Here is a 12,247-nt window from a genome sequence, read left to right as displayed (position 1 = left end):
TCAGGAGGACATCAGTGACAGGCGCACGGCTCCCGTTTGACCCGATCGGGGAAGCCGCCCGGCTCTGGAGCGAACACGGCTGGGAGACCGCCGCTGACGGCATGGCAGCCGTCACCTCCCTGATGCGGGCGCAGGCCATCGTGCAGTCCTGGGTCGACGACGTGCTGCGGCCGCTGCAACTGAGCTTCGCCCGGTACGAGTTGCTGATGCTGCTGTCGTTCACCAGACAGGGCCGGTTGCCGATGGCCAAAGCCGGCGCCCGCCTGCAGGTGCACCCGACCAGCGTCACCAACGCCGCCTCCCGGCTGGAGGCCGCCGGGCTGGTCGAACGATGCCAGGATCCCAACGACGGCCGCGGCGTGCTGGTCACCATCACCGACGCCGGCCGCGAAACCGCCGCGCTGGCCTCCAAACTGCTCAACGAGCAGGTCTTCAGCCGGCCAGAGCTCTCCTCCCCCGGCATGCGCGACCTGTTCGGCACGCTCAAGGACCTGCGCCGGACCGCCGGAGACTTCGACGAGTGAGCCGACCCCTGACCGACGACCTCGGCCACCCGATGCGCTTCGACCGGCCGCCCCGGCGCATCGTCTCGCTCGTGCCGTCGCTCAGCGAGGCCTTGGCGGTGACCGTTCCCGATCGCCTGATCGCGGTCACCGACTGGTGCACCCACCCACCCCACCTGCACATTGCGCGGGTACGAGGAACGAAGAACCCGGACCGGCAGGCGATCGTCGCGCTCGAACCGGACCTGGTGATCGCCAACCAGGAGGAGAACCGCCGCATCGACGTGCAACGGCTCCGCGATGCCGGGGTGCCGGTGTGGGTGACCGTGATCGAATCGCTCGACGACGCCGTGCGGTCGATGCGGCGACTGTTCACCGACGTACTCGCCGCCGGTGAACCGGACTGGCTGATCCAGGCCGCCGAGCAGTGGAAACGGCCCGCACCACAGCCGTCGGCACGGGTCGTCGTGCCGATCTGGCGCGACCCGTGGATGGTGGTCGGCGCCCGCACCTTCACCGGCGACCTGCTCACCCGGCTCGGACTGGTCAACGTGTTCGCCGATGCCGCCGACCGTTACCCGCACACCGACCTGGCCGAGTTGCGGACTGCCGGCGCGGACCTGGTGCTGCTGCCCGACGAGCCGTACGTCTTCACGCCCACCGACGGCCCGGAGTCCTTCCCCGGCATCCGGACGGTGCTGGTGTCCGGGCGCCTGCTCACCTGGTACGGCCCGTCCCTGGCCACCGCCCGCAGCGCACTGCTCGATCAGATCCGCTGACCTCAGCCGTCGACACCGCACCGTCAGGTAGCGATGATCATGATGGTACGTTGCTGCACATAATTTGCAACAACTGAGGAGCGGCAGGTGGCTGTGGATCTTCTCGGCGTCACGGCACAGCGGCGCCGGACGGTCATCTGGCTGGTGGCTCTCACCGCGGGTCTGCTGGTGACCGGGCTGGTCGCCGTCGGCACGGGGGCGATCGGGATCAGCCCGGTCACCGTCGCCCGCATCGTCGCGCATCAGGCGCTCGGCATCGGTGAGGTGACCTGGACACCGCCCGAACAGGCGATCGTCTGGCAGGTCCGGCTCCCCCGGATCGTCCTCGGCATCCTGGTCGGCGCCGGTCTCGCGGTCTGCGGGGTGGCGTTGCAGGCGATGGTCCGCAACGTCCTCGCGGACCCGTACCTGCTCGGCATCAACTCCGGCGCCTCCAGTGGCGCGGCCGCGGCCCTGCTGTTCGGCGCCGGTGCCGGTTTCGGCCAGTACGCGCTCTCGGTCAGCGCCTTCCTCGGCGCGCTCGCCGCGTCCCTGCTGGTCTTCATGATCGCCCGAGCCGCCGGCCGGATCACCTCGATGCGGCTGCTGCTGTCCGGGGTAGCGGTCGGCTACGCCCTGTACGCCACCACCAGCTTCCTGATCTTCGCCTCCAACAGCGCCGAAGGTTCCCGCTCGGTGATGTTCTGGCTGCTCGGCTCGCTCGGCCTGGCCCGCTGGGACGCGCTGCTCGGCGTCGCCGCGATCGTCATCCTCGGCACGATCCTCTACATGACGGTCCTCGGCCGCCGCTTGGACGTCCTCGCCGTCGGCGACGAGACCGCGCACACCCTCGGTGTCTCCCCCGACCGGTTCCGGATGCGGATGCTGGTGCTGGTGTCACTCTGCGTGGGCGTGCTGGTGTCCGCGTCCGGCAGCATCGGCTTCGTCGGCCTGGTCGTGCCGCACCTGGCCCGCCGCATCGTCGGCGCCCCGCACGTCCGTGTCGTCCCGGTGTCCGCGCTGCTCGGCGCGATCCTGCTGGTCTGGGCCGACGTGATCGCCCGGGTGCTGCTGGCCCCGCAGGAGATCCCGATCGGCATCATCACCTCCCTGCTCGGCGCCCCCTTCCTCCTGATCCTGATCCGCCGTCTGCACGCGAACTGAAAGGACCCCCATGCGGTCTCTCCTCGCCGCCGCCTCCGCCGCCGTTCTCCTGACCGGCTGCGGCACCTCCACTGCCGCCTCTCCGGACGATGCCGCCGTCACGATCAGCAACTGCGGTGTCGACGTCACCTTCGACAAAGCGCCCGAGCGGATCGTGATGCTGAAGAGTTCCGCCGTGCCGTACCTGCACGCCCTCGAGGTGATGGACCGGGTCGTCTCCCGCGCCGGGCAGTACCCGAAGGACTACTACGACGCCGCCACCCAGGCCGAGATCGACAGAATCCCGCTGCTCGCCGACAAGACCGACACCAGCGGCCACCTGCAGATCTCCAAAGAAGTAGTCATCGCGCAGACTCCCGACCTGGTCCTCGGCGAGGTCGACAATCTCTCCCGCGACACCCTCGCCGCCGTCGACATCCCGCTCCTCGAAGAACCCGCGATGTGCAAGAACGCCACCGCCGTCCCCACCTTCGACGACGTCTTCCGGCAGATGGAGACCTACGGAAAGGTCTTCAACCGCCCCACCGAGGCCGCCACCGCGGTCACCGCCCTCAAAGAGCGCTTCGAAAAGATCAAAACCGCCACCGCCGGTACGGGTGACAAGCGCACCGCCGCGGTCCTCTACCCCACGCTCGGAGGTGGGGTGACCTACGCCTACGGGTCCACCAGCATGGCCCACCCACAGTTGGAGGCGGCCGGTTTCACCAACGTCTTCGGCGACAGCAGAGAACGCGTCTTCGAGGTCACCCTGGAGGAACTGCTCGGCCGCAACCCCGACGTGCTGATCCTGCTCTACCCCGACGGTGACCCGAAGGACGTCGAGCAGGCGATCACCAGCCTGCCCGGCGCCGACAAGCTGAAGGCCGTGCAGTCCGGCGACGTCATGCCGCAGCTGTTCAACTTCACCGAACCGCCGACACCGCTCTCCATCGACGGCCTGGAGAAGATCGTGCAGCGGTTCCCGTGATCGAAGCCGCGGAAGTCTCCTGGCGTTACGGCGCCACCCCGGTGATCGACGGGGTGGGCGTCACCGCCCGCCCCGGCCGGCTCCTCGGCCTGATCGGCCCGAACGGCAGCGGCAAGACCACCCTGCTGCGCCTGCTCTACGGCGCTCTGCGCAGCCCCACCGGCCGGGTCACCGTGGACGGCGACACCCTGCAGTCACTGGCCCCGCGCGAGTCGGCCCGCCGGATGGCCGTCGTCGTGCAGGAGACCACCGGCGACACGGCGCTGACCGTGGCCGAGATGGTGCTGCTCGGCCGCGGCCCGCACCTGTCCACCTTCCAGCGGGCCGGCCGCGACGACCACGAGGTGGCGGCCCGCTGCCTGGCCCGCGTCGGCGCCACCCACCTGGCGGCCCGGCCGTTCGCCGGCCTGTCCGGCGGTGAACGCCAGCGGGTGCTGATCGCCCGCGCCCTCGCTCAGGAGGCCACCCATCTGCTGCTCGACGAACCGACCAACCACCTGGACATCCGCTACCAGCACGAGATCCTGCGGCTGGTCCACGGCCTGGGCACCTGCTCGGTCGTGGTCCTGCACGACCTGAACCTGGCCGCCCGCTACTGCGACGACCTGGTACTGCTCGGCAACGGCGGGGTGGTCGCCACCGGGACCGTCGACGAAGTCCTCGACCCGAAGATCCTGCAACCGGTGTACGGCATCGGCATGCACCGCATCGACCTGGAAGGCCACCTGCACCTGCTGTTCCACCCACTGGACCAGGACGAGCCGCCCGGCTGAGCCTGCGGCATGGCCCGGATCGAACGATGTAGTCGCCTTGTCCCACCCCTCGTCTTCTCTGCCGGGATTCGTTTCCTGCAGATGACTTGTGATAACTCTGACTCGGATGGGGCGTTGAAGGATTTCTCATCGACGTCGTTTCGGAAGTAGCCCCCGCAGTGCCGTAAGTTCTTGCCGACATGTCGGGGATGTCCCGGCGGTCGGGAGGAGAGAACATGCCGACGTCAGGACCGCTGGTGCAGCTCAACGTCCTCGTGGTGGACGACGATGACGCCGACGCCTTCATGATCGAGGAGGCGCTGATCGATTCCGCGGTGCCCACGGTTCTGGGCCGGGTGCCCGACGGGCAGGAGGCCCTGGCCTACCTGCGCCGCACCGGACAGTACGCTGACGCGGTCCGGCCCGATCTCATCCTGCTGGACCTGAACATGCCGCGGAAGGGCGGTCTGCAGACGCTGACCGAGATCAAGGCCGACGCGACGCTGGAGGCGATCCCGGTGGTGGTGCTGACCACCTCGGACGCGCCGCCGGACATCATCGCCAGCTACGAGCATCACGCCAGCGCGTTCGTGACCAAGCCGATGGACCTGGAGTCCTTCGAGACCGCGGTCCGGAAGATCAGTACCTTCTACGGCGAGATCGCGCGGCTGCCCCGCACCAGCTGATCAGCTCATGTGCAGGCGGATGCTGGTGCCGTCCGGCGTGGTGTGGATGCGCACGAGATCGCAGTAGTGGTGGGCGAGCAGCAGGCCCCGGCCGCCTTCGGTGTGCGGGGCCTGCGGGATCCGCCCGGCCAGAGGGTCGGCGATGGTCCCGTGATCGTCGATCTGGCAGGCCAGGTACTCGTCCTCGCGCCACAGGGACACCACGCCACCGGCGGGGGTGTGCCGGATGGTGTTCTCGGCGAGTTCGTTGACCGCCACCACCAGATCGTCGGCGCGGTCGGCGCTGAGTCCCGCCTCGACGGCGTGGGAGCCCACGAAGCGGCGGACCGCCTTGAGCGCGACGGCGTCCGCGTAGGAGATCGCCGAGGCGTGGACCGGCACTTCGGGTAGCGGCTGATTGAACGTGGCCGCGGTGCCGAGCGGGTCGGTGAACCATGGACTCGGCCGGCGCTGCCCGGACGTGATCATCTCGGGGTGGGTGCGCCAGGCGTCGTGCAGCCGTTCCGGGGTCAGGTTCAGCGCGTCGTACGGGCACAGGATCGCCGCGTCGAAACCACCGAACACCACGTTGATCAGCGCTTCGTGCGTGGCACAGGCCGGGTATTCGACGTCCGAGCGGGCCGGCCAGATCGGCTCGCCGATGATCGAGACCCGGCGGCCGGCGTAGCGGGCGGCGAAGGCGAGCAGCACACCCGGGATGATCCGCCCCGGATTGCGCCCGGCGACCGTCATGTCAGCGAAGGTGACGACATCGGCCAGGTCGGCCAGGGCTTCACGCAGCAGGGTCAGGTTCGGGCCGGGAACAGCCACCAGAACAGCGTCCCCGGCGGCCGCCGCGGCCCGGACGAAACCGGTCGTGGCCCGCAGGTATTCCCCCGCGTCGTGGTACAGCAGGCCGGGATGGTCGAACACCGCGGTCGTCACGCGCCGGCCTGGACCGTGAGAGTGGGCACCGCACCGGCACCGTTGAAGGCGAGCAGCCGCTGCAGCACCGGGGAACAGCCGACCAGGTGGAGCCGGTGCGCGGCGGTGACCGCGATGTGCATCAGGATCCGGACGGCGGTCACGTCGGCGTACCGCAGACCGCTCACGTCGACGGTCAGCGGGCGGCTGGTGGCCGGGGTGTCCTCGACGAGGTGTTCCATCACCGCACGCAACGCATGACGGTTCGACATGTCCGCCTCGCCCTCCAGCCGGATTCCCGGCACGTCGACGGTACGGACGGCGCGCAACAGCGGCACCGACTCGTGAGCGGTGTCACGGTCGACGGCGGCCGGATGTGCCCAGCGGGCCCGCTGCAGGTCCGCGGCGCTGAACAGACGACGGTCGTAGAGACACAGCGCCATCGCGTCACCGTCGGCGTACACCCGGTTGACCTGGGCCTCGTACCAGGCCAGCCGGTCCGCGCCCGGGATCGGCCGGCTCGCCCACGACATGTCCCCGATCACGCGCAACCCCCGGTATCCGGCGGCTTTCGCCAGCGCCGCCTCGGCCCGCCAGGCACCGACGGTCGCCTCAGGATCGAAGACCCCGGGGGCGAGGTACGACTCGTACGGTGTCGACACCTGCAACTGGCCGGCCGCGATGGACGCCGCCGCGTCGACACCCCGGGCGATGAGCGCGCTGGTGATCTCGTCGTGGCCGTCGCCGAAGTACCGGATCCGATGGTGGTCGCGCAGCCCGGCTCGGATGAAACCGGTCAGGGCTTGCATCCGGGTCGCGTCGTCGTCGAAGACCAGACACGTGTGGTCACCCAGACACAGCCGGTCGAGGACATCCACTTCGATCATCACGCCTCCCCCGCCGACGTGAGCCAGAGTAGTTGCCACCCGGTGAGCAGGGCGTTCCGGGTGGGGGTATCAGTGCCCGGAACCCACCAGCGCCGGGGCCGGCATCAGTGCCCAGACCGTCTTGCCGTGCTCGTGGTGACGGGTCCCCCAGCCCAGCGAGATGGAGTCGATCAGCAGCAGCCCACGGCCACCGACCTGGCGGTGATCCGGCTGGCGCAGGCGCGGCGCGGCGATCATGGAGTCGGCGACCTCGATCAGAAGACCGTCAGCGGTGGCGGAGAGCGTGAGTTCACCGCCGCCGCCGGTGTGCTGACCGACGTTCTGCACCAGCTCGCTGACCGCGATCAGCACATCCCCGATCCACTCCGCACCGACTGCCGCCCCGGAACCCACGCTGAGAACCGTCTGCACCCGGTGACGGAGCGGAGCCGCGGGATCGTCGCGCTCGAACAGCGCACTCAGGATTATCACCGGCGTCACCTCCCGCTCAGACCTGCACAGGCAATGACGATAACGATCGATCACCACGCAGGAAATGCGGGCCGAGGCCCTGGCCCGGGCGGGACTGCGAGGTGGCTTTGATCAACGACACAGTCCATGGGTGATCCGGGGGTCACACCCGTAGTCTGACCGGCCTGTCAGCAAGTTCCGGATGGCCGGCACCGGGGAACCTACCGTGTTCGGCACCGCATCGCCCTAGAGGACCAGCCGCACCCGCTGGTCACCCGAACGACGAGGAACCCCCCGCATGACTGCTCAAGACCGGATCAACGACTACTGGACCGTACGGGCCCCCAGTTACGACGCCGACCAGCACCGCCCGGAACGGCTCAGCGACGACAACCTGGCCTGGGCCGAAGTCTGGTCCCAGGCGCTGCCGCCCGCTCCCCTCGACGTCCTCGACGTGGGGACCGGGTCCGGCCAGGTCGCGTTCACCCTGGCCGGGCTCGGGCACCGGGTGACCGCCGTCGACCTGTCCGAAGGCATGCTCGGCCAGGCCCGCAAGCACGCCGCCACGGCCACCGGCGCCCCGGACTTCCAGCTCGGTGACGCCGTCGCCCCGGACTTCCCGCCCGGCAGCTTCGACGCGATCGTCGGCCGTTACGTGATGTGGACGCTGCGGAACCCGGCCGAGGCGGTCGCCAACTGGATCGAGCTGCTGCGTCCCGGCGGGCTGGTCGCGATGGTCGACAGCACCTGGTTCCCGAACGGTCTGGACACCGGTGCGGAGCTGTTCACCGCGTCCTACGACGACGAGGTCCGCGCGGTGCTGCCACTGGCCGCCGCCAAGTCGATCGACGAGACGGTGCTGGCCCTGGCCGACGCCGGGCTGCGGGAGGTGTCCGCGACGCCGCTGACCACGATCTACGACCTGGACCGGCGACACGGGGTCTCACCCGGTCACGAGGTCCAGATGCAGTTCCTGATCACCGCGCGGGTGTAGTCGTGCGGGCCGTGGTGCGTGCGGGTTCGCGGCTCACCACGGCTCCGGCCTTCTCAGCGCAGGCCGGCTTCGCTCAGGAGTTCGCCGCGCTGCCCGGCGGGCAGCCGGTCGACGTAGAGCGTGCCGTTGAGGTGGTCGTACTCGTGTTGCAGACAACGGGCGAAGTACCCCGTACCAGAAATGGTGATGGGGTTGCCGTGCTGATCAAACCCGGTCACCAAGGCCAGGGCGGCGCGCGGTAGGTCAGCGCGCGGGCCGGGCACCGACAGGCAGCCTTCGGAGACGGTGACGTCGGCGCAGCGGCGGTGCAGGACGGGGTTTCCGTAGTAAATGATCGGTCGCGCGGGCATCCGGAAACGATACCGGCAGGATCAGTCGCGGTCGGAGCGTCCGTAGGCTGGCCGCGACGACGACGATGGGGAGTTCGACATGGCCGAGACGATCACGCTGCTGCACGGTGCGGAGATCCCGCGGATCGGCGCCGGGACGTGGCCGCTGAACGACGCGGACGCCGAGCGGGTGGTCGCCGACGCGCTGGCGGCCGGTTACCGGTTGATCGACACCGCGCAGGCGTACGGGAACGAGCTCGGTGTCGGCCGCGGCCTGAAGGCGGCCGGCGTGGAGCGTGGCGACGTGTTCGTCACGTCGAAGTTCAACAAACAATGGCACGGGCGGGAGAAGGTCGCCGAGGCAGTGCGGCGCAGCCTGGACACGCTGGGCCTGGACTATCTGGACCTGTTCCTGATCCACTGGCCGAACCCGGCGCACGACAAGTACGTCGAGGCCTGGGAGGGCCTGGTCGCGCTGCTGGAGGCCGGCACCGTGCGGGCGATCGGGACCAGCAACTTCAAGCCCGCCCACCTGGAGCGGATCATCGCCGCGACCGGGGTGGCCCCGGACGTCAACCAGATCCAGCTCAGCCCGGCGTCCACCCGCGCCGCGGCCCGCGCGTTCCACGCCGAGCACGGCATCGTCACCGAGAGCTGGTCGCCGATCGGCGGGCAGGGTGTGCGGGTGCTGGACCTGCCGGTGGTCGGCGAGATCGCCCGGCAGACCGGCCGGACCGGGGCGCAGGTGGTGCTGCGCTGGCACCTGCAGACGGGTCTGCTGCCGATTCCGAAGTCGGCCGATCCGCAGCGTCTGCGGGAGAACCTGGACGTGTTCGGTTTCGAGCTGACCGAGGAGCAGATGACGGCGCTGTCCGCGTTGGATCAGGGCGAGTCCGCGGTGGTGGACTCGGACGTCTTCGGACACTGACCGAAACCTGGGACATGCCGAGGGCGTCCCGGCTGCTGGATCATCGCGGGCCGGGACGCCCTCACCTAACGCCATCTTGACTCAGTTGCAATAAGTTTGCAACAACCTCAGGATGCTGGGCTCGCCCGGCGCCGGAGCAGCCAGAACAGGCCGCCGCCGATGGCGAACGTGAGTAGCACGCCGATCACCCCGGACAGGCCGGTCGCGAGGAACTCGTTGTCGATGCCACGGACCGCGTAGTCGGCGAGCGGACCGTCGGCGAACTCGTGATCCTTCGCCTGCTTCGCCATGCAGTCACCACCGGTGATCTCGTCGGCGGCGTTGAAGGTGCAGCCCTGGCGGGCGGCGTAGTCGAGCCCGTCCGGGCTGCCGGAGGCGAAACTACTGGCCACACCGGCGAGCAGCAGAGCCACGAGCAGGCCGGCGACGAGGAATACCCGCTTGTTCATGCGACGACTCCCGCGGTGAGGATCGGCTTGCGGAACGCGCGCAACGCGTAGACCAGGTCGGGGCGGACCTTGGCGACGGTGACCACGGTGGTGGCGGCGATCAGGCCCTCACCGATACCGATCAGCACGTGCACCCCGGCCATCGTGGCGGCGATCCCGGTCAGGGACAGGTCGGTGGTACCGCCCAGCGCGTACTCCAGGACGAAGCCCTGGGACGCCAGCACGACACCGGCGATCGACGCGATCAGGGCGGTGGCCCCGAGACCGGCCGCGGTCTTCGGCAGGACGCGCAGGAGCAGAGCGACCAGCAGGTACGCCGCCGCCGCCCCGATCAGGGCCATGTTGGTGATGTTGAGCCCGAGAGCGGTGAGGCCGCCGTCGCCGAAGACCAGCGCCTGCACGATCAGGACGGTGGCCACGCACAGGGCGCCGACCCACGGGCCGACCAGGATCACCGCAAGGGTGCCGCCGAGCAGGTGACCGGAGACACCGGGCAGCACACCGAAGTTGAGCATCTGCACGGCGAAGATGAAGGCCGCGACCAGTCCGGCCATCGGCGCCAGCCGGTCATCGAGATCGGCTTTGGCCCGCCACACGCACACCGCGAGGCCGGCCACCGCGATCACCAGGAAGATCGCCGAGACGGGACCGTTGATGATCCCGTTGGCGATGTGCATCGCCTCAACATGCATCGTGTTTCTCCTCTGAACGACCGGGGCAGTGAACCGGCCTCAGAGGCAGCATATTGACACCATTGTGTTGTTGCATAGCTCTGGCAACTATGGGATGTCAGGCACCCAGGTAACGGCCCGGCCGGTGGTTCATCGCCAGCACCAGGTTGAGCACCACCGCACCGGCCGCGGACAGCAGGGCGGCACCGACCGGCAACACGAACAGCGACAGCAGCACCACGACCGAGTCGAGCGCCATCTGCACATAACCGGCCCGCCATCCGAACCGGTCCTGGCCGATCAGGGCGAGGACGCCGAAGCCACCGAGGCTGCCGCCGTGCCGAAAGATGATCAGGATACCGATGGCGGTGGCCACGTTGCCGGTGATCGTCGCGTACAACGGGGCCATCTGGACCTGCGGCATCATCGCCGGGTGTAGCAGCGAGAACGCCGACACCAGCCCGACCCCGGCCGCCGACCGCAGCGTGAACTCCCACCCGCGACGGCTGATCGCGAGCAGCACGAACGGCACGTTCACCAGGACGAACACGGCCGCGAGAGGCCAGCCGGAGACACGTTCGATCAGCAGCCCGAGCCCGGCGGTGCCACCGGTCGCGATACCGCCCGCTTGCAGCAGGAACAGCCCGAGTGACGCCACGAACGCCCCGGTGACGATGCTGACGGCGTCCTCGGTGCGGGTGTGCCGTACTGCCGCCGGCTTCTCCAGGGTGTCGATCATGCGGCGAAGCGTCACAGCACCGGACCTTCTGCGCAAACGACGGCGGTTCTGCTGGACAGACTGCGCAGCCCTGGAACCGCAGTGATCCGTTCTGTTCAGCACCCTCGGCTTTCTTTAACCTGCAAGTAACTTCCGGGCCCGGGCACCCCGGAACGCTTTCCCACCGAGCCCGAGACCGAGCAGAGCGAGCAGCGTCCCAACGACCCGGATCGCGAAGCCCGCTTCGATCGCCTGAACGGTGATCCCGGCCCCGAACAGCAGCACCGCGCCGATCGCGAGCACCACGACCCGGCCCCGCGCCGGCGGCGGGCCCGCGGGCCGCAGCGTCAGACCGAACATCTCGGTGAGCCGCCGGTGCTCGGCCTCGGTGCCGATCCCGGCCCGGTCGCCGGGGTGTTCGACGTAGTGCCGCACGACAGCGGCGGCGAACTCCGGCGTCATCTGCTCGAACGCCAGCCGCCGCGGACGCCAGGCGACACCTTGCCGGGTGATCTGCGCAGGGTCGGCGATCGTCAGGTCCAGGTGCTGCTCGGCGTGCGTGATCGGGCCCGGCGCGAGAGCCGCCCAGCCGATCACCACCCGCCCGGCCGGCCGGTCCGCGCGGATCCCGTCGGCGCTCAGCGCGAAACCGGTCCCCCGCCAGGCGAACGGCCCGGCCACCAGCACACCGGCGGTCATCGCCAGGACGAAGGGGATCCAGCCCCGGTCCGGGTCACCGTGCGCCCACAACCAACCGCCGATCGTTGCGAAACCCGCCCACGCACCGATCATGAACAACCCGACGAAAACCGGAGGGGCCTGGCGCGGCGTACGGAACACCCGGCGCTCGGCGTCGACCTCGAACCCGGCAGTGCCCCGCCACCGCAGAGCGACCGACACCACCGCCCCCAGGATGAGTGCGACCGCCGCCGCCCCGAAGGCGGTCCCGAGAATCCCGTCCGGTTCCTGATCGGCACCGGCCGCGACACCGACGCCGACCACGGCGAGAACCATCGCGGCGAGCAGGATCCCACTACGCCGACGCACCACCAGGGCAGCGAACCGAAGAACCATTCCCGCAGCGTACG

Annotated in this window: 16 protein-coding genes; 8 read left to right on the top strand and 8 right to left on the bottom strand. The window is 69.5% G+C overall.

What is annotated here, in order from left to right; all coding sequences use genetic code 11:
- The first annotated feature begins 14 nt into the window (after positions 1-14).
- From BLU81_RS08855 to BLU81_RS08830, 6 genes are all read left to right on the top strand, one after another.
- Entirely contained in the window at positions 15-524 is a 510-nt protein-coding gene (locus BLU81_RS08855) for a MarR family winged helix-turn-helix transcriptional regulator (protein WP_231954313.1), read from the top strand.
- A 32-nt stretch (positions 525-556) separates the two neighbouring features.
- Complete coding sequence (locus tag BLU81_RS08850; protein WP_092556798.1) at positions 557-1,282, top strand: helical backbone metal receptor; 726 nt, start codon at positions 557-559, stop codon at positions 1,280-1,282.
- Positions 1,283-1,369: 87 nt separating this feature from the next.
- Positions 1,370-2,425 (top strand): FecCD family ABC transporter permease, encoded by a 1,056-nt coding sequence (locus tag BLU81_RS08845; protein WP_092543294.1) that lies wholly within the window; start codon positions 1,370-1,372, stop codon positions 2,423-2,425.
- Positions 2,426-2,435: 10 nt separating this feature from the next.
- On the top strand, positions 2,436-3,392 hold the full coding sequence (locus BLU81_RS08840) for an ABC transporter substrate-binding protein (RefSeq protein ID WP_092543292.1): 957 nt from the start codon (positions 2,436-2,438) through the stop codon (positions 3,390-3,392).
- Entirely contained in the window at positions 3,389-4,165 is a 777-nt protein-coding gene (locus tag BLU81_RS08835; RefSeq protein ID WP_092543290.1) for an ABC transporter ATP-binding protein, read from the top strand. Before BLU81_RS08840 ends, BLU81_RS08835 begins: the two co-directional genes overlap by 4 nt.
- Positions 4,166-4,380: 215 nt before the next feature.
- Positions 4,381-4,830, top strand: coding sequence for a response regulator (locus BLU81_RS08830; protein ID WP_092543288.1), 450 nt, complete (start codon positions 4,381-4,383; stop codon positions 4,828-4,830).
- Here BLU81_RS08830 and BLU81_RS08825 read toward each other — a convergent pair whose 3' ends face one another.
- The 3 genes from BLU81_RS08825 to BLU81_RS08815 all read right to left on the bottom strand — a co-directional run bounded on the left by BLU81_RS08825 (position 4,831) and on the right by BLU81_RS08815 (position 7,091).
- Positions 4,831-5,754, bottom strand: a complete 924-nt coding sequence (locus tag BLU81_RS08825; protein ID WP_092543286.1) for a sensor histidine kinase — start codon at positions 5,752-5,754, stop codon at positions 4,831-4,833.
- The gene (locus tag BLU81_RS08820) at positions 5,751-6,620 is read right to left on the bottom strand and encodes an MEDS domain-containing protein (protein WP_092543284.1); all 870 of its coding nucleotides are present in this window, start codon (positions 6,618-6,620) and stop codon (positions 5,751-5,753) included. The genes BLU81_RS08825 and BLU81_RS08820 overlap by 4 nt, the downstream gene beginning before the upstream one ends.
- A gap of 69 nt (positions 6,621-6,689) precedes the next feature.
- A complete protein-coding gene (locus tag BLU81_RS08815; RefSeq protein ID WP_157751417.1) occupies positions 6,690-7,091 on the bottom strand; it encodes an ATP-binding protein in 402 nt (133 codons plus the stop codon).
- 277 nt (positions 7,092-7,368) lie between these two features.
- On the opposite strand from BLU81_RS08815, the gene BLU81_RS08810 reads away from it, so the two are divergent.
- Complete coding sequence (locus BLU81_RS08810) at positions 7,369-8,064, top strand: class I SAM-dependent methyltransferase (protein WP_092543280.1); 696 nt, start codon at positions 7,369-7,371, stop codon at positions 8,062-8,064.
- 53 nt (positions 8,065-8,117) lie between these two features.
- Here BLU81_RS08810 and BLU81_RS08805 read toward each other — a convergent pair whose 3' ends face one another.
- The gene (locus BLU81_RS08805; RefSeq protein ID WP_092543278.1) at positions 8,118-8,414 is read right to left on the bottom strand and encodes a peptide deformylase; all 297 of its coding nucleotides are present in this window, start codon (positions 8,412-8,414) and stop codon (positions 8,118-8,120) included.
- Positions 8,415-8,493: 79 nt separating this feature from the next.
- Here BLU81_RS08805 and BLU81_RS08800 point away from each other — a divergent pair, with 79 nt between their 5' ends.
- The gene (locus BLU81_RS08800) at positions 8,494-9,321 is read left to right on the top strand and encodes an aldo/keto reductase (protein WP_092543276.1); all 828 of its coding nucleotides are present in this window, start codon (positions 8,494-8,496) and stop codon (positions 9,319-9,321) included.
- A 107-nt stretch (positions 9,322-9,428) separates the two neighbouring features.
- Here BLU81_RS08800 and BLU81_RS08795 read toward each other — a convergent pair whose 3' ends face one another.
- The 4 genes from BLU81_RS08795 to BLU81_RS08780 form a co-directional block, all read right to left on the bottom strand.
- Complete coding sequence (locus BLU81_RS08795) at positions 9,429-9,770, bottom strand: PDGLE domain-containing protein (protein ID WP_092543274.1); 342 nt, start codon at positions 9,768-9,770, stop codon at positions 9,429-9,431.
- Positions 9,767-10,462: an energy-coupling factor ABC transporter permease gene (locus BLU81_RS08790; protein WP_172890512.1), complete on the bottom strand. Its 696-nt coding sequence runs from the start codon at positions 10,460-10,462 to the stop codon at positions 9,767-9,769. Before BLU81_RS08790 ends, BLU81_RS08795 begins: the two co-directional genes overlap by 4 nt.
- A gap of 97 nt (positions 10,463-10,559) precedes the next feature.
- Positions 10,560-11,195, bottom strand: a complete 636-nt coding sequence (locus BLU81_RS08785; protein WP_197686154.1) for a YitT family protein — start codon at positions 11,193-11,195, stop codon at positions 10,560-10,562.
- A 99-nt stretch (positions 11,196-11,294) separates the two neighbouring features.
- Positions 11,295-12,233 carry a hypothetical protein gene (locus BLU81_RS08780; protein ID WP_092543268.1) on the bottom strand — a complete coding sequence of 313 codons (939 nt, stop codon included), beginning with the start codon at positions 12,231-12,233 and terminating at the stop codon, positions 11,295-11,297.
- Positions 12,234-12,247: the final 14 nt, after the last annotated feature.

Origin of the sequence: Actinoplanes derwentensis, from assembly GCF_900104725.1 — a bacterium.
Taxonomy (GTDB): domain Bacteria; phylum Actinomycetota; class Actinomycetes; order Mycobacteriales; family Micromonosporaceae; genus Actinoplanes; species Actinoplanes derwentensis.
Note: the sequence above shows the minus strand (reverse complement) of the source record. Positions and strands in the feature narration are given on the sequence as shown.